General features: G+C 71.7%; 17 protein-coding genes and 1 pseudogene. 8 read left to right on the forward strand and 10 right to left on the reverse strand.

The features are described from left to right. Positions 1-104 precede the first annotated feature (104 nt). On the forward strand, positions 105-572 hold the full coding sequence (locus tag AB0I51_RS42665; protein WP_362983939.1) for a hypothetical protein: 468 nt from the start codon (positions 105-107) through the stop codon (positions 570-572). A 4-nt stretch (positions 573-576) separates the two neighbouring features. Here AB0I51_RS42665 and AB0I51_RS42670 read toward each other — a convergent pair whose 3' ends face one another. Then, the gene (locus AB0I51_RS42670) at positions 577-2613 is read right to left on the reverse strand and encodes a SpoIIE family protein phosphatase (protein ID WP_362983941.1); all 2037 of its coding nucleotides are present in this window, start codon (positions 2611-2613) and stop codon (positions 577-579) included. A 198-nt stretch (positions 2614-2811) separates the two neighbouring features. On the opposite strand from AB0I51_RS42670, the gene AB0I51_RS42675 reads away from it, so the two are divergent. Together AB0I51_RS42675 and AB0I51_RS42680 are read left to right on the forward strand one after the other, a co-directional pair. Further along, positions 2812-3957, forward strand: coding sequence for a serine hydrolase domain-containing protein (locus AB0I51_RS42675; RefSeq protein WP_362983943.1), 1146 nt, complete (start codon positions 2812-2814; stop codon positions 3955-3957). Between the two features lie 46 nt (positions 3958-4003). Continuing rightward, complete coding sequence (locus tag AB0I51_RS42680; protein WP_362983945.1) at positions 4004-4555, forward strand: hypothetical protein; 552 nt, start codon at positions 4004-4006, stop codon at positions 4553-4555. Between the two features lie 24 nt (positions 4556-4579). Here the strand turns inward: AB0I51_RS42680 and tgmB are convergent, their stop codons facing one another. From tgmB to AB0I51_RS42695, 3 genes are all read right to left on the reverse strand, one after another. Beyond that, positions 4580-5566 (reverse strand): ATP-grasp ribosomal peptide maturase, encoded by a 987-nt coding sequence (tgmB, locus tag AB0I51_RS42685; protein WP_362983947.1) that lies wholly within the window; start codon positions 5564-5566, stop codon positions 4580-4582. 16 nt (positions 5567-5582) lie between these two features. After that, the gene (tgmA, locus tag AB0I51_RS42690) at positions 5583-5774 is read right to left on the reverse strand and encodes a putative ATP-grasp-modified RiPP (RefSeq protein WP_019070092.1); all 192 of its coding nucleotides are present in this window, start codon (positions 5772-5774) and stop codon (positions 5583-5585) included. A gap of 164 nt (positions 5775-5938) precedes the next feature. Further along, positions 5939-6235: a YkvA family protein gene (locus AB0I51_RS42695; protein WP_362983950.1), complete on the reverse strand. Its 297-nt coding sequence runs from the start codon at positions 6233-6235 to the stop codon at positions 5939-5941. Positions 6236-6390: 155 nt separating this feature from the next. Here AB0I51_RS42695 and AB0I51_RS42700 point away from each other — a divergent pair, with 155 nt between their 5' ends. Beyond that, positions 6391-7188 carry an AraC family transcriptional regulator gene (locus AB0I51_RS42700; RefSeq protein ID WP_362983952.1) on the forward strand — a complete coding sequence of 266 codons (798 nt, stop codon included), beginning with the start codon at positions 6391-6393 and terminating at the stop codon, positions 7186-7188. A 52-nt stretch (positions 7189-7240) separates the two neighbouring features. Here the strand turns inward: AB0I51_RS42700 and AB0I51_RS42705 are convergent, their stop codons facing one another. Then, entirely contained in the window at positions 7241-8512 is a 1272-nt protein-coding gene (locus AB0I51_RS42705) for an alpha-L-fucosidase (RefSeq protein WP_362983954.1), read from the reverse strand. 98 nt (positions 8513-8610) lie between these two features. On the opposite strand from AB0I51_RS42705, the gene AB0I51_RS42710 reads away from it, so the two are divergent. Next, the gene (locus AB0I51_RS42710) at positions 8611-9309 is read left to right on the forward strand and encodes a maleylpyruvate isomerase N-terminal domain-containing protein (RefSeq protein ID WP_362983956.1); all 699 of its coding nucleotides are present in this window, start codon (positions 8611-8613) and stop codon (positions 9307-9309) included. On the opposite strand, the gene AB0I51_RS42715 is transcribed toward AB0I51_RS42710, so the two are convergent. Together AB0I51_RS42715 and AB0I51_RS42720 are read right to left on the reverse strand one after the other, a co-directional pair. Then, on the reverse strand, positions 9292-10509 hold the full coding sequence (locus AB0I51_RS42715) for a hypothetical protein (protein WP_362983958.1): 1218 nt from the start codon (positions 10507-10509) through the stop codon (positions 9292-9294). The genes AB0I51_RS42710 and AB0I51_RS42715 overlap by 18 nt on opposite strands. 277 nt (positions 10510-10786) lie before the next feature. Then, positions 10787-11206: a hypothetical protein gene (locus AB0I51_RS42720; RefSeq protein ID WP_362983960.1), complete on the reverse strand. Its 420-nt coding sequence runs from the start codon at positions 11204-11206 to the stop codon at positions 10787-10789. 294 nt (positions 11207-11500) lie between these two features. On the opposite strand from AB0I51_RS42720, the pseudogene AB0I51_RS42725 reads away from it, so the two are divergent. Then, positions 11501-13580 (forward strand): annotated as a pseudogene (locus tag AB0I51_RS42725) (SpoIIE family protein phosphatase). An 18-nt stretch (positions 13581-13598) separates the two neighbouring features. Here AB0I51_RS42725 and AB0I51_RS42730 read toward each other — a convergent pair. Continuing rightward, complete coding sequence (locus AB0I51_RS42730; RefSeq protein ID WP_362983962.1) at positions 13599-14564, reverse strand: DUF1152 domain-containing protein; 966 nt, start codon at positions 14562-14564, stop codon at positions 13599-13601. Between AB0I51_RS42730 and AB0I51_RS42735 the strand changes: the two genes are divergently transcribed. Continuing rightward, positions 14564-15541 carry an RNA polymerase subunit sigma-70 gene (locus AB0I51_RS42735; protein ID WP_362984026.1) on the forward strand — a complete coding sequence of 326 codons (978 nt, stop codon included), beginning with the start codon at positions 14564-14566 and terminating at the stop codon, positions 15539-15541. The two genes, AB0I51_RS42730 and AB0I51_RS42735, sit on opposite strands and share 1 nt — an antisense overlap. A gap of 56 nt (positions 15542-15597) precedes the next feature. Further along, positions 15598-16155: a dihydrofolate reductase family protein gene (locus AB0I51_RS42740; protein ID WP_362983964.1), complete on the forward strand. Its 558-nt coding sequence runs from the start codon at positions 15598-15600 to the stop codon at positions 16153-16155. Positions 16156-16212: 57 nt separating this feature from the next. Here the strand turns inward: AB0I51_RS42740 and AB0I51_RS42745 are convergent, their stop codons facing one another. Together AB0I51_RS42745 and AB0I51_RS42750 are read right to left on the reverse strand one after the other, a co-directional pair. Then, entirely contained in the window at positions 16213-17577 is a 1365-nt protein-coding gene (locus AB0I51_RS42745) for an FAD-dependent oxidoreductase (RefSeq protein WP_362983965.1), read from the reverse strand. A 147-nt stretch (positions 17578-17724) separates the two neighbouring features. After that, positions 17725-18483 (reverse strand): SDR family NAD(P)-dependent oxidoreductase, encoded by a 759-nt coding sequence (locus tag AB0I51_RS42750; protein ID WP_362983967.1) that lies wholly within the window; start codon positions 18481-18483, stop codon positions 17725-17727. Positions 18484-18537 lie beyond the last annotated feature (54 nt).

Genomic DNA, 18537 nt, shown 5'->3' on the forward strand with positions numbered 1-18537 from the left:
TCGGCCACCGCACCTCCAGCGGTCGGAACGGACGTCACCGCCCATCCAACCGCCCTAACCAGCAACCCGGCGAACCTTCCCGGTCAGAGCACTAGCCTGGGCCGGTGACCAAGATCCTTCTCGCACTGCACGTGCTGGCCGCCATCGTCGCGGTCGGTCCCGTGACCGTCGCCGCCAGCATGTTCCCACCGGCGGCCCGCCGCGCTCTCACCGATACGGACGGCGCCGACTCGGGGGTGACGACCGTGCGACTGCTGCACCGCGTCTGCCGTCTCTACGGCGCGGTCGGCCTCGCGGTGCCCCTCTTCGGCTTCGCCACCGCCTCCGCGATGGGCGTCCTGGGCAGCGGCTGGCTCATCGCCTCCATCACCCTCACCGCGGTGGCGGCCGGCCTTCTGATCGCCTTCGTCCTGCCGCGTCAGGACGAACTCCTGGAGGAACTCGGCGAGGGGCGGCCCGTGGAGCGCGCCGGGACCGTTCAACTCGCCATGTTCACCGGCATCTTCAACCTGCTGTGGGCCACCGTCACCGTCCTCATGATCATCCGCCCGGGCTCGACCACGGGCGCCTGACCGGTCAGCCCGTGGCGCGGACCAGGAGGAGCGCGACATCGTCGTCGGGCTCGGGGCGCAGCGCGTTGAGGAGCATGTCGCTCGTCTGCTCCAGGGGGCGCCTGGAACTCTGCAGGAGCCGCGTCAGCGTGTGCAGCCCCACGTCGATCGACTCGCCCCGGTTCTCCACGAGCCCGTCGGAGTACAGGGCGAGCAACGCGCCCGTGGTGAACTCGACTTCGGCGGTCCCGAAGTCCACCCCGCCGACACCGAGCGGTACTCCGCCGGGGATGTCGAGGAGTTCCGCCGCGCCGTCGGGATGGATCAGTACGGGCGGCAGATGCCCGGCGCTGGACAGGGCGCAGGTGCCCCGGCCCAGGTCGACCACGCCGTACGCGCAGGTCGCGATCGTGTCGAGGGAACCGGTGAGGTCGTCGAGGTGGTGCAGCAACTCGGCGGGCGGCAGATCGAGTCGGGCCAGCGCGCGGGTCGCGGTGCTCAACTGCCCCATGATGGCGGCGGCTTGGACGCCCTTGCCCATCACGTCGCCCACCACGAGCCCGGTCCGGCCGGGTCCCAGTGGCAGCACGTCGTACCAGTCGCCCCCGACCTCGCTCAGCGCCGGCAGATAGCGGGCGGCGATGTCGAGCCCCTGCTGCCGGGCCGGGGCCGGCGGCAGCAGGCTGCGCTGCAGGGTCAGCGCGGTGGTGCGCTCACGGCCGTAGAGACGGGCGTTGTCGATGCAGATCGCGGCGCGCGCGGCGAGTTCCGAGGCGAGGACCCGGTCCTGCTCGTCGAAGGGGCGCTCGTTGACGGTGCGGTAGAGGCTCAGCGTTCCGAGCACCTCGCCGCGGGCCATCAGCGGGACGGCGAGGTAGGAGTGGACGCCCGCCGCGCGCAGGGTCTGGGCGGCGCGCCCGTCCCTGGCGATGCGCCGCATCATCGGCCGGTCCACCCGCTCCACCAGGATCGGCCCGGCCTCGCGGACGCACTGGGTGATGATGCGGTGGGGGCCGTAGGTGGCCAGTTCGCCGACCGGGTCCGCCGCGTGGATCGCGTCGGTGAGGTATCCGGCCGCGACGGCCAGTGCCCGGAACTCGACCTGCGCGTCCCCGGCCACCGGGGTGATCCCGCCGTGCGCCACGACCGACTCCAGCACGTCGACGGCGGCCAGGTCGGCCACATGCGGCACCGCCACGTCGGCCAGTTCCCGCGCGGTCTGCTGGAGGTCCAGCGTCGTCCCGATCCGCACCCCGGCCTCCGCCACCACGGACAGGTGCTGGCGGGCCTGCGCGACCTCGGCCGCCGCCTGCTCCCGCTCGGTGACGTCCAGGACGGCCATCGCGAGACCGAGCACCCTGCCTTGCGCGTCCTCGATGCGGTGGTACGACTCCGAGTACGCCCGCTCCACGGCATCGGCCGCCGTACGGCCCACGGTCTGCTGGTCGAGCAGCGGCTTGCCGGTGATCAGTACATGCCGCATCCGTGCCTCGATGGCCGCCACGTCCAGACCTGGCAGCACCTCGCCGACCCGGCGCCCGACGACGTCCGCCTCCGGTACGCCGTTGATGCGCTCCAGGGCCGGGTTCACCGCGACCCACCGCAGATCGGTGTCGAACACCGCGATGCCCACCGGTGTCTGCCGCACCAGGCTGTGGGACAGCGCCAGATCCCGTTCCACGCCCCGTACCGTCGTGGCGTCCGCCGCCAGACCCAGCAGATGTACCTGGCCGTGGCTGTCGCGCAGCCGCATCGTGCGGAACTCCACGGGCCGCTCCGTGCCGTCCCGGTGCAGCAGCGGGAAGACCCCCGCCCAACGCGCACCCGAGCCCACCTGGGCGAACAGCTCACGCGCCCGGACCCGGTCGTCGGGGGAGACGAGCAGCCGGTCGGCGCGCTGTGTCAGCGCCTCCTCGGGGGAGTAGCCGAGCAGTTGCTCCGCCTCCGGACTCCACAGCGTGATGTACCCGCCGGCGTCCAGGACCACCGCCGCGACCTGCAACAGGTCGAGCAGTCCTCCCGAGGCGGCCGTGACACCGTCCCCGGCACCGTACGTGTCCATCCAGCCGCTCCTTCCGGCGCGGCACGACACCACCAGGATCCGCACCACCGGTCATCCGATTACGGCACAGCCCGTCCCACCCGGCAACACCGTGGGGAGGGGGAGCGGACGCGGCCGTATGGAGCACCTACCCGCGCGAACGCCGAGGAGCCCCCGGATTCTGGTCGTGCCCTGCCCCCACTTCCCCCAGGACATCCGATGCCCTTCCCGCTCCGTCTCGTCTCCCTCCTGGTCGCCGGCTGCGTCGGCGCCCTCGTGCCCGCGTCGCCCGTCGCGGCCGACGACCACTCCCTGCAGAGCGGCCTCGACGAACTGGTCGCCGCCCCGGGCGGCCCGCCGGGCGTCATCGTCGTGCTGCGCGACGGCGACCGGCAGCGTGTCCTGCGGGCCGGTACCGCGGACCTCACCACCGGCCGTCCGCTCGAACCGGACGACCACACCCGGACCGCGAGCACCAGCAAGGCGTTCAGCGGCGCGGTGGCTCTGAGTCTCGTACGACAGCACCGGCTCGCCCTCGACGACACGATCGGCGCCCGGTTGCCCCAACTGCCCAAGGCCTGGCGGGCAGTGACACTGCGTCAGCTGCTCCAGCACACCAGCGGGCTCCCCGACTTCAGCCAGAGTCAGGAGTTCCGGAGCCTCATCCAGGCCGACCCGCACCACCACTTCGACTCGCGGCGCCTGCTCGACTTCGTGGCGGGAGAGCCGCTGCGGTTCGCTCCCGGCTTGCGGTACCAGTACTCCAACTCCGACAACATCGCCGTGGCGCTGATGGCGGAGGCCGCGACCGGCGCGCGCTACGATGACCTGCTGCGCCACGACGTGTACCGGCCGCTGGGCCTGCGTGACACGAGCCTGCCGCAGGGGTACCGGATGCCGAAGCCGTACATGCACGGCTACGCGGTCGGCGGACCGTCGGGACCCGAGGACGTCAGCGAGGCGATCGGCATGTCGGGGGTGTGGGCGTCCGGCGGCATCACCTCCTCGCCCCGCGACCTGACCTCGTTCATCGGCGGATACGCCGCCGGGGCCCTTACCTCCCGGGCGGCGCTGCGGGAACAGCGGCACTGGATCCCGGGCGCCTCCGAACCGGCGGGACCGGGCCGCAACAGCGCAGGACTTGCCCTCTTCCGCTACGACACCCGCTGTGGGGTAGTTCTGGGGCATACCGGAAACACCCTCGGTTACACACAGCTGATCGCGGCCACCCCCGACGGCCGGCGCGCGCTCACTTTCTCATTGACAACTCAGGTGAACCAGACGGGGAACGCCGCTCTGCTGAGCAAGCTGCGCTCGGTCGAGGAGGACGCGGTGTGCAGCCTCCTGGGGACATACGGGTCGTAACACCACAGGCGTGCCGGAAGCCTCCGGCATGCCCCACCATGAGTGCGTGCACACGCGACTCACTTACCAACGGCAGGACGAGCGGGCGGCGTTCGCGCTCGCGGACGCGCTGGGACGCGCCGGGGCCGACGTCGTGCTCGACGGGTGGCCGACAGCCCCGGACGGTGCCCCCGATCAGGAGACCGTCGTCGTCCTGCTGTGGTCGGCGGCGTGGGACCGGACACGGACGCAACCCGCGCCGCCCGCCGCGCACGTGCCCGTCCGGCTCGACGACACACCGCTGCCGTCCGCCCTGGCCGGGCTGCGCCACCTGCGGCTCGCTCAGGGCTGGGGCCGGGTGTCGGACGAGGCGGCGGCGATGATCGTGCGCCTCGGCTTCCCGGCTTCGGTGCCGGCGCTCTCCGTTCGGGGCAACCCCACCGAAAGCACCCTGGCGATCAGCGACTTCGGCCCTCTGGGGCTGTTCGCGAGCTGCCCGCGGTGCGGCGGGAGCAGCGAACGGCTGCGCCCGTACGTCACGGTCGACCACCACTACGACCGGGCGCTGCGGCTGGTCATCTGTGGCGCGTGCAACTGGCAGGACGGCTGCGAACTGTGACTGCGGCGAACCGTTTCCGCTACCTCAAGCGACCGTGCTGTCCGACCCGTTGACGAGACCCTCCCGCTCCGGGGCGGCGGGCAGGGCCAGCCACTCCGCGATGGTGCGGGCGATCGGCTGGCCGGTGTCCGCCTCGACGAAGCCGAACTGGCCCGACTGGTTGCACTCCAGGAACCACCAGGTCCCGTCCCCGTCCTCGGCGAAGTCGAAGGCGCCGTAGGCCAGTTCGGCCTCGCCCAGATAGGTCCGGACGGCCTCGGCGATGCGCGGGGGGACCTCGGCGGGGTGCCAGGGCTGCGCGGGTGCGGCGAAGCGGACGTCGACCTCGGTGGGGTCCGCGTCCGGGGCGGTCGCCATACGGGCGGCCAGCATCCGGTCGCCCACCACGGTGAGCCGGATGTCGGCGCGCTTGGCGATCCGGCGCTGCAGCAGCGTGGGACCGAAGGCCACGGCGGCGAAGTCGGTGTCCGGCGCGACCCGGCTGGTCGGCACCGCCCGGGGCGGATCCTGCGGGTGGGCGCCGGAGACCGGCTTGACCACCAGGTCGGGGAAGCGCCGCGAGAACTCGCGGGCGGCCTGCGGGAAAGTGGTGATCAGCGTGGCGGGCACGGGCAGTCCGCTGCGCTGGGCCAGCCGCAGCTGCCAGGGCTTGTGCCGGGCGCGGCGCGCCGCGTCGGGGTGGTTCATCCAGCGGGCGCCGGAGCCGCGCAGCATGCCGTAGAGCGCCTGTGAGGCCTCCTCGGTGAGCCACGCGGAGGGCTGGGGCGCGCGGGTCGCCGGGGTGCCCGGTCTGCGTACCCAGATCGAACGCAGTCCGCTCACGCTCACCAGCCGTCCGCCGGCCGCGAGATGGCCGCGGAAGGCTCCGTGGACGTACTCGCCGGAGAGCGCGACCCCACCGGTGAGGTCGGCGGGATCGATCCGGACCACGGGGACGCCGGCCGTGTGCAGGTGCACCATCACCAGGTCCGCGGTGACGTCCTCTTCGCAGGTAAGGACCAACACGGTCATTTTCGTCGTTCCGTGTTCAGTCGTCGAAGTGAGTCTTCGATCCCGCGGTGGACGTCGTGGTCCCCAGTTCTCTCAGCAGAGCGAGATCATGGGCGGCGACCCGTCCGTCGGCGAGCACGTTCAACTGCAGTCCGGAGTCGTAGCTGTACGGAGTGGTGAGCTCCAACTGTGCTGCCGGGCGAGCGTAGTTGAGCGCGAACGGTTGCATCGTCTCTCCCTCGTCGGTACTGCCTCGTGCAAGCGGTGGCCACCTCGCGAGGTTGCTTGGCCCGCTGACTTCCGTCTGCTTCCAGAGACTTATACGAATCGAACGAGTGAATGGTTTCCTTACTCTGCGTAGTCACGGTAAGGAAGGTAAGACGCTCGCCGGGTTCAGCCGAGGTCGCCCGGCCGCCCCTCCTCCTGCTCGCCGAGGGACTTGCGCATCGAGCGCAGGGCGAGCAGAAGTACGGCGATGTCGTCCAGGTACACGGGATCGGGCATCAGGTCGGTCGGCAGTACGAAGTAGAGGACGGCACCCCAGAAAACCCATTTGGGGCCGGTCGGAAGCCCTGCGCGCCGCAGTCCGCGCCGCATGCGGACGAGCCGCACCAGCAGTCCGACGGCCACGGCGAGCAGCGCCACCGCGAGCACCACGGCGACGACGATCACGGTTGTGGTCGAATCCACGGGCTCCCCTTTTCCGGTCCGGCCGCACGGCATGTGCCCTATCCGGATGCCCGGTTGAGGCCCTGGTATTGCCGAAGAGGGGAACATCACACCCGAACGCCCGGAACGGTCTTGACAGCCGTCTACGGCTTGTCCGGCGCTGGTACGTTTTCACCGTGAGTACGACCGGCGGGACAGGAACCCACGTACAGATCGGCCTCGACGCCCCACCACGCGTCGCGAGCCTCGGCGTCGGTGTGCACGGCACGGTGAGCCCGCGTGACGTGTTCCGGCTGCCGGACCTCTGGCAGCTCCATCTCTACCGGTACGAGGCGGAGTTGACCGTCGACGGGGTGCCGTACGAGATCAGGCCCGGCCGGGTGAGCCTGGTGCCGCCCGGCGCGCTGGTGCGCTTCCACTACCGCGGCCGTTCCGAGCATCTCTTCGCCCACCTGGAACTCCCCTCCGCCGGTGAGCGGTTGACCGTTCCCGTGATGCAGGACGCCGGTACGCAGACGCCGGTGCTCACCGACCTGATGCTGCGGGCCGTCGCGGCGGCGCCGCGCAACTCCGTCCGTGCGGCCGCCGAGTTGTGGACCGTGCTGTGGCGGGTGGCAGACCTCGCCACTCCGTCCGCCGGTGACACCGGCGGACCCCGTCCCGCGCTCGCCCTCGCCGTCGCACACATCGAGGCGCACCTGGCGGCACCGCTGACGGTGCCCGAGGTGGCACGCGCGGCGGGGGTCTCGCACAACCACCTCATCCGCCTCTTCCGTGCCGAGATCGGCAGCACGGTCGTCGCCTACATCCGGCACCGCCGCCTGGAACACGCACGGCACCTGCTTCGGGAGTCGACGCTGTCCGTCCCGGCGATCGCGGCGGCCGTCGGCATCAGCGACCTGCAGGCCTTCAACAAGGCGTGCCGACGCGAACTGGGCGCCTCGCCGAGGGCGGTTCGCGCCGGCACCGGGTGAATCGGGGCCGCGCTGTGCGCGTCGGTCCCGGCGCGCTTCGTGCGCGTGCAGGTCAGTCCCGGCCCGTGCCCCGGTACAGGTCCAACTCCCCGTCCAGCTCCACCGCCAGGACCGTCGCCGGCTCGTCCACATCGGCGGCCCGCGGGGCGTCGATCCACGTCACACCCGGAACCTCGCCGAGCCCGCCGATCACGTCGTGGCCGAGTGCGGCGCCGGTACCGAGCACCGTGACCCGCTTCACCGGCGTACGCAGGCCGCGCACCGACACCGACTCGCGCGGCGGATCGAAACACACCAGGTACAGCGTGCGGCGGTCGGCGGACAGGGTGCTCGGCCCGTAGTGGTGCCCGGCGGGCAGGCCCGCCACCGTGCCGTACACCGCCTCGGAGTGCCGGGCGATCCACGCACCGAGCCCCTCAAGGCGCTCCACCTGCGCGGGCGGGATCGTCCCGTCCTCCTTCGGGCCCACGTCGAGCAGCAGATTGCCGCCCATCCCGATGGTCTCCGTGAAGTAACGCACCAGCTGCCGCACCGACTTGTGGTGGTGGTCCCCGTGCTGGAAACCCCACGAGTCGTTGACCGTCAGACACAACTCCCAAGGCCCGTCCGGGGCTTGCAACGGCACCCCCTGCTCGGGCGTCGCGTAGTCGCCGTGGCTCAGCATGCGGGCGTTGAGGACGGTGTCGGGGTTCCCGGCGAGGATCAGCTCCGCCAACTCCCGCATGCCCCACTGCTCTTCGGCGCGCTCCCACTCGCCGTCGAACCACAGCAGGTCGGGCCGGAATCGGGCCACCAACTCGCCCACCTGGCCGTCGCGGTAGGCGAGGTAACGCGCCCAGGCTGCCGGATCCTCCTCGCCGGGCCGGGCGGAGGCGTACGGGTTGGCGCGCAGCTCCTCGTCCGGCGGTCGCGGGTGCACCGTGCTGGCGTAGTCGGGGTGGTTCCAGTCGGAGTGGGAGTAGTAGAGCCCGACCTTGAGGCCCTCCTCGCGCAGCGCGTCGGCATAGGGCCCGATCAGATCGCGGCCGGCCGGGGTGCGGCGGACCACGTCCAGGTCACCGTGGGCCGAGTCCCACAGGGCCACACCGTCGTGGTGCCGGGCGGTCAGCACCGCGTACCGGGCACCCGCCCGCGCGAACAGCCGCGCCCAGTCACGTGGTTCGTACCGCGCGGCGGTGAACCCGTCCAGCTGGCGCATGTACTGGTCGTGCGGGACCTGGCCCGTGTAGAACGACCAGGACTCCGGTACTCCGTCGACGGCGTAGATCCCGTAGTGGACGAAGATGCCCAACTTGGCATCGCGGAACCAGGGTTGCATCGGCATACCGCCAAGCTAGGCCGCGTGACGGCGGGGCGCGTGGGCGGTGATCACCACTGGTGGTCCATTTTCACCATCGCGGCAGCGCTGCGTAGGCTGTTCGCATGACCGAGGTTCCCGGAGGCCACTCGCGTCACCGGAGTCGCCCGGTCCAGGTGCTGCGCGATTCCTACGAGGCGCTGGCGTCCGTCGTCGCGCCGCTCGGGGACGAGGAGTCCTGGCTGCCGACCGCCTGCACCGGCTGGGCCGCGCGCGATCTGATCTTCCACTGCCTCTCGGACGCCCAGCGCGCTCTGGTGGCCCTGCACACTCCCGCCCCGGGCCCGGCCGACCGCGATGCCGTCACCTACTGGCGGGACTGGCGGCCCAACCCGGTCGGCGCGGCCAACGGCCGGCGCTGGAGCAGGGTCGGGGCGAGCATGTTCCTCGACTTCCGGCAGTTGCGCGCGCTGTACCTGGAGACGGCGACAGCCACGGTGGTGGCCGCTGCCGCGACCGACCCCGGCCTCCCGGTCTCCACGCAGGGCCACGTCCTGACCGCCGCGGACCTGATGACCACCCTCGCGGTCGAGGCGAGCATCCACCATCTCGACCTCGTCCGGGAACTGCCCGCCGCGCCCGGCCCGTCCGTGAGCGGACTGGCCGCGGTGCGCTCCACCCTGGACGGGTTGCTGGGGCGCCCCGTCCCCCTGGACTGGACGGACGAGCACTACGCGCGGGCCGCCACGGGCCGCGCACCGCTCACCGGGGCCGAACGACGTTCCCTGGGCGCGGATGCCGACCGGCTACCGCTCTTCAGCTGACCGGTCGCCGTCCCGTGACGGATCGACTCGGCCTTCTGCGTCGGCCGGCGGCGGTACGGGGTCTCTCTCGGCAGGCGGTGCCGGGCGCAGCGCCTTCGTCACGTCCCGCAAGCGGCCGAACGTGCGCTGGAACGGGGACCCGGCCGACGAGGGAGGTTCGCCCGGCACGACAGCGCCACCGGACTCGCGCAGTGCGGCCAGTGCCTCGTTCGCTCGGTCGGCCGCCTCCCGGTACAGATCCCGGGACTTCGTCATCGCTTCGAGCGCCTCGGCGTACATGGCCACGAGCCTGCGCTCCCGGGCCAGTTCCTCCTCCAGCGTCATCAGGCTCCACTGCTCGCGCAGCGCGGTGACGGCTTCCGCGCCGCCCTCCGGCAGGGGGCGCGCGGAAGCGGCGTAGCGGCAGAGCACGTCCACCAGTTCGGTGGGCTCGGAACCGTCGAGGAAGACGCTGCGCACGGAGAAGTCGCGCACGTCGTAGCCGGCGGCGACCGGGTTGGTGGGCAGCACCACGGCGCCGCCGCGCGGCACCTGGAAGTCGAACTCGCGCAGCAACGCCCAGTTGACGGACCGTAGTTGGTCGGGTGTGGCCCGGTGCTCGACCACGCAGTGCCGCAGACTCTCCGGCAGCAGCCGGGCCAGGGGGAGCCGGCCGAGCGCGTCCGGGGTCATCGCCTCGTGCACGACGACGTGAATGCTCCAGCCGTCCTGCGCGCAACTCCGGAACAGCCGCCGCAGGTCCTTCTCGTCGGACGGCAGCGGATTGACCTCCCGGAAGCGCAGACCGGGGACCGGCGCGTGGTCCCAGTCGGCGCCCGCGTCCTCGGGCCAGAAGACGGTCGCGGGGGAGGGCCAGTGCGGGGCCCATGTCCGTTCGGCCTCCGCGACCAGGATCCATTCCCGCCCGTCGGCCGAACCCGCGGGGGCCGGCGAGCCCGGCGCCGGAAGCGCCGGAAACGTCAGCCGGGCCCGCACGGTCACGGTCCCCTCGACCCGCCAGCGGGCCTCGAAGACCAGCTCCCGGGGATCATGGCCCTGGTCCTCGTCCGGTTCCAGATGGTCGTCGATGACCTCGCGGTCCTTGAGTCGCTGCAACTGTCGCCGTACGACACCCGCCGAGTCCTCGGACCCGACGTGGCGGCCGCGAGCCAGCCACACCGTGTGGGGGATCGTGGGCGGAGCTGTGGAGGAGTTCGACATAGGCCAATCTGCGGGCGGGAGCGGGGCTGACCCACCAGTATCTCCGTTGGAGATCTTGGCGGGTCAAGCGGGGGTCGTGGAGTCTCGTATGCCCGGAATTCCTCGGATCCCGCGTGAGCATACGCGCGGGGTGTGATCGGTCCACTCCGGGCGGCGGGGTTTCACACGTGCCTTTGACATGGCCCGGTCCCCAGAATGGTGGCGCGGACGGGACCCGCCCACCATCCGCTCGGGGTGGGTCCCGTCCGTGTGCCCCGCTCCGGGTGCCCCGCACACGTCACCTCCGCCGGCGTTCCGGCCGGGACGGCACACCCGCCCCGGCGGGCGGAGCGCTGAATCCGGCCGGCACCGAACGCGCGCCGGGCGGGGGCGGTGCCTGCAGGGGTACGACCGTCTCCTGGCGCGGCGGCCGGGTGCGCGGCGTGGGCTTGCCGACGACCCGGGTGTGCGTCATCAGCGAGGCGCAGGCCGCGCAGACCTCGGAGAGGGTCCACACCTGGCCGACCGCCGGATCGTGCCGCAGCACGAGCAGCACCGAGCCCGAGCAGTCGACCCGGGTCCCCTCGTGCGCCGCACACCGCTGCCGACGGCAGCCGCAGGCCGCGTCGGGGCGCACGGTCGCCGCTCTGACGTGGGCCGCCGCATGCGCTTCGGCGAAGCGGCGCAGGGCCGGGAGGTCACGCGACCGGGCGGGCATGCCGCACCCGGAGGAGCAGCTGACCGAGGCGGTACGGTCGCGGTGACCTGTGATGCGAATAGTCCAGGTACGCCCGGGTCGACGGGCTGACGGGGCGTCAGGGTACGCGAGAGCCAAGACCACAGTTCCTTTGAGTGGAGGTGTTCACGCGGAAGAGGCGCTGAGTTAAGAACTACCCGTCGTGGGGCACTTCACAGCATTTACGGACCCCAAGTATTCGTTCGATCCCGCGGACCCGGACGGCTGCTCCGGCGCCCGGTTGTTGGCGTCCGGGTGCGGGAGCACACTGATCCCATGGATCCCGCCCGCGGGGACGACGACGAGGGCGCGCTCAGCGAGCGCGCGTTCCGGCAGGCGTCGTTCTCGATGTCGGTGTTCGACGCCGCGCAGCGGTATGTGCGGCTCAATGCCGTGGCCTGCGAGGTGATGGGGCTCGGCGAGGAGGCCCTGCGCGGCCACGCCTTCCCGTACGGCCTGCCGGCGGACGTGGACCAGCTGGGCACCCTCCAGGCACTGCGCGACGTGGCGGCCACGGGCAAACCGGCGCACTACGAGAGCTACACCCGCGCCCCGTCCGGAATCCGCGAGCACGCCTGGAACCTGGAGCTGTGGCCGGTCCGGGACGACCGGGGCGAGGTCCGCGCCGTAGGCATGGCCGGATTCGACAGCAGCGAGCAGCACTGGGCGCGGCAGCGGCTCGCGGTGCTCGACGAGGCCGCCGTCTCCGTCGGCACGACCCTCGACCTCGACCGCACCGCGCGGGAACTCGCCGAACTGGTCGTCCCGAGGTTCGCCGACTTCGCGAGCGTGGATCTGCTGGAGGCGGTGATGCACGGCGAGGAGCCCGAGGACGGCGGCCCGGACACGGACGTCGTGCTGCGCCGGGCCGCGCATCTGTCCACCGAGCCGGGGACCCCGGAGGCCGTGATCGGCCTGGGCGCCAGCGACGCCTACCCGCCGTACTCGCCGCCCGCCCGCGCCCTGCACACCGGCCGTCCGGTGCTCAGCGGAAGCGGCGACCCGGACTTCGACCGGTGGATCGCGGGCGTCCCGGCACGGGCCGCGAAGATGCGGGGATCCGTCGTCAGCCCGCTGCTTGCGGTGCCGCTGATCGCGCGCGGCACCACGCTGGGCGTCGCCGTCCTGCTGCGTACCCGGCCCGACCCCTTCACACAGGACGACTTCGCCCTCGCGCGGGAGATCGCGGGCCGGGCCGCCCTCTGCGTCGACAACGCCCGCCGCTACGCCAGGGAGCGTTCCACCGCGCTCACCCTCTAGGAGAACCTGCTGCCGCGGGGTACGTCCCCGCAGTCGGCTGTCGACGTCGCCTGCCGCTATCTGCCCACCGACTCGCGGGCCGGTGTCGGCGGCGACTGGTTCGACATCATCCCGCTCTCCGGCGCGCGGGTGGGCCTGGTGGTCGGTGACGTGGTCGGCCACGGCATCCAGGCCTCCGCGACCATGGGACGGCTGCGCACCGCGGTCCAGACGCTCGCCGACGTCGACCTTCCGCCGGACGAGCTCCTGGCCCACCTCGACGACCTGGTCCTGCGGCTCGGCGGCGACGACGAGAACGGCGGGCGCGTCGGCGTCGGCGGAACCGGGGCGACCTGTCTGTACGCGGTCTACGACCCGGTGTCACGGATGCTGACTGCCGCGAGCGCCGGGCACCCCCACGCCCGTCCTCGTCCTGCCGGACGGCACCACGAAGGTGGTCGACATCGGCGTCGGCCCGGTCCTGGGCGTGGGCGGTCTGCCCTTCGAGACCACCGAACTCGAACTCCCGGAAGGCACCCTCGTCGCCCTGTACACGGACGGCCTGGTGGAGGCCACCGACCGGGACCCGGACCTCGGCTTCTCCCCGCTGCGGCGGGCCCTGGCGGGATCGCGGTCCACCCTGGAGGACCGCTGCGACCAGGTGCTCTCCGCGCTGCTGGCGAAACACCCGCGCGACGACGTGGCCCTGGTGCTCGCCCGCACCAAGGCCCTCGACGCCGACCACGTGCAAGTCTGGGACCTGGCAGCCGACTTCGAGGGCGTCTCCGAGGCCCGGAGGCTTGCCACCGCCCAACTCGACGCCTGGGGGCTGACGGAGGAGGCCTTCGTCACCGAACTGGTCGTCAGCGAACTCGTCACCAACGCGATCCGCTACGGCGCCGAGCCGATCCAACTCCGCCCGATCCACGACCGCACGCTCATCTGCGAGGTCTCCGACGGCAACTCCACCTCGCCCCATCTGCGCCGGGCCCGGATCTACGACGAGGGCGGCCGGGGCCTGCTGCTGGTCGCCCAGCTCACCGCCGACTGGGGCACCCGGCACACCTCGACCGGCAAGACCATCTGGGCCGAACAGGTGCTGACACCGACGACTTGACCCCGCCTGGTCGGGCGGTCAGTGGGGATAGGCGCGCGGTGGGCGCTGCCGGGGCAGTTCGTCGCGGAACTCCTCGATACGGGAACTGACCTGCCGGATCAGCGCGGTCCGCGCCAGCCGGTCGAGGTAGAGGTTGCGGCGCGCGAGCCCCGGAGCGTCCACGCAGAAGTACAGCGACATCAGCGGATTGATGAACAGCTCGCTGCCACGCGTGCGTTCGGTGAAGCGGACATCGCCGAAGTCCCCGCGTACGGCGGCGGCGACGGAACCGTTGACGATGCTCGGGTGGTCCGGCGTGCACTCCTGGGCGTGGGCCACCGCTTCGAGGTACAGCTGCCCCTCGCGGCTCTCGCGCGGGAGGGAGAACGCGCCGAGGTAGGCACCCTCGCGCTCCAGGGCGGCCAGATTCTCCAGCACCAGCGCGTGGTTGACCCCGTGGTACGCGTCGATGCCGAAGCCGAGGCACGCCACCAGGCGCACCGGTACCTCGTCGAGCCCGTCCACCGCGGCGAGGCTGACCATGTCCTCCTCCGGTGTACCGAGCCCGTGCTCGTCGCCGCGCATCAGGATGTCGGTCCCGCCGTCGACCAGCACGACGGCGTCGACACCGCCCAGGTGGTCGATCAGCGCGCGGTACGCGGCCCGCAGCGGCTGCACGCCGGTCAGGGGGAACGCGTACACCGTGGACGGCATGTCGTGCAGCTGGAGCCACCGGGCGAGGGACCGCTCGGGGAAGTAGTCGCCCCGGGCCTCCGTGCCGGGGCGTACCGCCGCGACGTCCGGTTCCACCCATACGTCCTGGTCGAGGCCGTAGAGATCGGCGAAGGACAGGTTGGCGAGGTGCACCTCCTTGCCTGCCGAGCGCAGGGCGAGGGCCAGGGGCAGCCCGGCGTAGACGTCGAAGCCGCCGCCGGCCCCGGCGACGAGTATCCGGCGCGCGTCGCGCAGCCGGGAGAAGAACGGGGGTTCGAGGAGGGAGAACACTGGAGGACGTTAACAGCCCCGTACGCCATGATGGGCGGGTGGACTTCGAGCCGTACCGGGGCGAGTTGGTGGCGTACTGCTACCGCGTGCTGGGCTCGTTCCACGAGGCCGAGGACCTGGTGCAGGAGACGATGCTGCGCGCGTGGAAGGCCCGCGAGCGCTACGACCCGAGCCGCGCGTCCGTCCGGACCTGGCTGTACCGCATCGCCACCAACGTCTGCCTCACCGCCCTCGAAGGACGGGCCCGCCGCCCCCTCCCGTCCGGCCTCGGCGCGCCGGGCGAGGACCCAGGGACCCCGCTCACTCCGGCCACCGACATCCCCTGGCTCCAGCCCTTCCCGGACGCGCGCTACGACATGGAGGCGCGGACCGACATGCGGCTCGCGCTGGTCGTGGCCCTGCAACGGCTCCCGGCGCGACAGCGGGCCGTGCTCGTCCTCCGCGAGGTGCTCCAGTTCAGCGCCGCCGAGGTCGCCGACCAGCTCGACACCACCGTTCCGGCCGTCAACAGCACACTCCAGCGTGCCCGCGCCGCCCTCACGGACATCGGCGACGGTCACACGGTCGCCGAACCGGACGACCGGGCGGCGCGCGAGGTGATCGACCGCTACCTGCGGGCCTTCGAGGCGGCCGACGTCCCTGCCCTCGTGCGGCTCCTGGCCGACGAGGTCGTCCTGGAGATGCCGCCGGTCCCGCTCTGGTTCCGGGGCACCGGGCACTACGGCGCGTTCATGCGCCGCGTCTTCGAACTCCGGGGTACGGACTGGGCGTTGAGGCCGATCGCGGCCAACGCGCAGCCCGCGCTCGCCGCGTACGCGAGGGACCCAGACGGAGGCCGGTGGCTGCACAGCGTCCAGGTGTTCACCGTCGCCGACGGCCGTGTCACCCGCAACGCCGTGTTCACGGAGCCGCAGGTGCTGGCGTCCTTCGGCCTGCCGCGGCGGATTTCCTCGGATCGACCGCTCCCGCCGCGATGAGTTCGGCCGCTGCCGCCGGTACGTACCGGTGAGCATCGACCGAAAGGACATGGATCATGAGCGTCACCGTCATTCAGTTCACCACCCTGGACGGGGTCGTCTCCGACCCCGACGGGTCCGACGGCACCCCGCACGGCGGCTGGCTCTTCCGCTACGGCCGTGAGGAGATCGAGGGCGACAGGTTCCGGCTGGCCGACACCCTGGACGACGGGGTGGTGCTGCTCGGCCGTGGCACGTGGGAGGCGTTCTCGCGGCTGTGGCCGGGACGCGACGACCCGTTCGCCGCCCGTATGAACGCCGCGTCGAAACTGGTCGCCTCCCGCACCCTGACCGATGTGTCGGCGTGGGCGAACTCGACCGTCCTCGACGGTGAACTCGTCGACGCCGTGAAACGCGAGGAGCGGGAGGTGGTCGTCATGGGCAGCCTGAGCGTCGTCCACACACTGATGGCACAGGACCTGGTCGACGAGTACCGGCTGATCACCTTCCCCACCGTCGTCGGCACCGGCGAGCAGCTCTTCGCCGCAGACGGTCCGCCCGCGCACCTGGAGTGCCTGGAGGTGGCGAAGCCGGGATTCACCGTGTTCGCCCGGTACGGGAGGGCCGTGCGCTGACATGCGCGAGGGCCCGGCGGTACGACCGCCGGGCCCTTGACGTCAACCGGCCGGGGCCTACGCGCCGCTCGCCCGGAGCATGTCCTCACGCTCGACGATCTTCACGCGCTCGCGGCCCTGCGGCTCGCCCAGCGCCTTCTCGGCCGCGTCCAGCCTGTACCAGCCGTCCCAGGTGGTGAACCGGACGTTCCGCTCGGCGAGGAACGCCTCCACGGCCTCCGGGTCGGGCGAAACAGGCGTGTGCAGTCGGCCGTTGGCGTGGTCGTCGAGCAGGTTCGCGACCGTCTCGTTGGCATCGCCCTTGGTGTGGCCGATCAGGCCGACCGGGCCACGCCGGATCCAGCCGGTCACGTACGTCGACTGGAGGTGCTCGCCGGTCTCCTGGATGACCCGGCCGCCCTCGTCCGGGACCGTGCCCGACTCGATGTCCCAGGGGAGTTTGGGGAGCTTGTCGGAGAGGTAGCCGACCGCACGGTAGACCGCGGTGACGTCCCAGTCCTTGAACTCGCCGGTGCCCTTGACGTTGCCTGTGCCGTCGAGGGCGGTGCGCTCGGTGCGCAGGCCGACGACCTTGCCGTCCTCGCCGAGGATTTCCGCGGGCGACTCGAAGAAGTGCAGGAACAGCTTGTGCGGGCGGTCGCCGACATCGCGGATCGCCCAGTTCTCCAGGGTCTTGGCGACCATGTCGGCCTGCTTGTTGCCACGACGGGTGGCGATCGAGCCCTCGTCGTAGTCGATGTCCTCGGGGTCGACGATGACCTCGATGTTGGGGGAGTGGTCCAGCTCGCGCAGCTCCATCGGGGAGAACTTCGCCTGCGCCGGGCCGCGGCGGCCGAAGACGTGGACTTCGAGGGCCTTGTTGGCCTTGAGGCCCTCGTGGACGTTCGGCGGGATCTCGGTCGGAAGCAGCTCGTCGCCGGTCTTGGCGAGAACGCGGGCCACGTCGAGAGCCACGTTGCCGACACCGAGGACGGCGACCTTCTCGGCCTCCAGCGGCCAGGTGCGCGGGACGTCCGGGTGACCGTCGTACCAGGAGACGAAGTCGGCGGCGCCGTAGGAGCCGTCCAGCTGGATGCCGGGTATGGACATGTCGCGGTCGGCGGTGGCGCCGGTGGAGAAGACCACGGCGTCGTAGAAGGAGCGCAGGTCGTCGAGGCTGATGTCCGTCGGGTAGTCGACGTTGCCGAAGAGACGGATCTGCGGCTTGTCCAGGACCTGGTGCAGGGCGGTGATGATGCCCTTGATGCGCGGGTGGTCGGGGGCGACGCCGTACCGGATCAGGCCGAAGGGCGCGGGCATCCGCTCGAAGAGGTCGATGGACACGCCGGGTTCGGCGGCCACCTCGGACTTGAGCAGGGCGTCGGCGGCGTAGATCCCGGCGGGGCCGGCTCCGACGATGGCTACCCGCAGGGGGCGCGGCATGATCAGGTTCCCTTCGAGCGATGACAAGCGACTCGACGGGAAGCTTAAGCTAAGGCATGCCTAACCCAGTACACGGGTCCGCTCTATGACCTCATAAGGCCGACTTATGGGGTGTCCAAGGCCGTCGCATGGTCCGGAACGGGGGCCTCAGCCGGCCGGGCGGATGTGCACCACGTCCTGCACGACCTCGGGCGGGGTGGCGAGCAGCTGGAGCATGACCCGGGCGACGGTCGCCGAGGGGAGCGGCTTCATGGCGCCCACCCTGGTCAGATAGCCGTCCGCCTCCCACACCGGCGCGGCGCGCTGCCGGTCCTCGCCGGGGAAGTTCTCGATGAAGGCGCTGTCCGAGATGGAGCCCAGGATCACCAGGGCGACCCGGATGCCGTCGCCGCGCAGCTCCTTGTGCATCGCGGCGGTGAAGCCGTTCAGGCCGTGCTTGCTCGCCGCGTACATGGCCATCAGGGGCATGTGGTCGAGGGTGATCTCGGAGGAGATGTTGAGGATGTCGCCGCCCCCGGCCGCCCGCAGCAGGGGTGCGGCCGAGCGGATCGTGTGGATCGGGCCCAGGAGGTTGGTGCCGACGCAGGCGTGGATGTCCTCGTCGGCGGTCTCCTCGATGGCGCGGATACGGGCCACGCCGGCACTGTTCACCAGGATGTCCACCCGTCCGAACCGTTCCCCGACCTGTGCGAACGCCGCCCGCACGCTGTCGCCGCTGCTGACGTCGGTCGGGATCGTCAGCACCGGTCCCGCCATCTCCCGCGCGGCCGTCTCCAGCCGGTCGGCGCGCCGGGCGAGCAGCACCACCTGTGCCCCGTTCTCGGCGAGTTGCGCCCCGGCAGCCCTCCCCACGCCGGTCGAACCGCCGCTGATCACCGCGACCTTGCCCTGCATCGTGCCTGCCATGACGGCCTCCCCGGCGAGACGTGACGATCGGATGAGAGGCTACCTCTCGTGATT

Source organism: Streptomyces sp. NPDC050549 (genome assembly GCF_040655035.1).
Classification (GTDB): domain Bacteria; phylum Actinomycetota; class Actinomycetes; order Streptomycetales; family Streptomycetaceae; genus Streptomyces.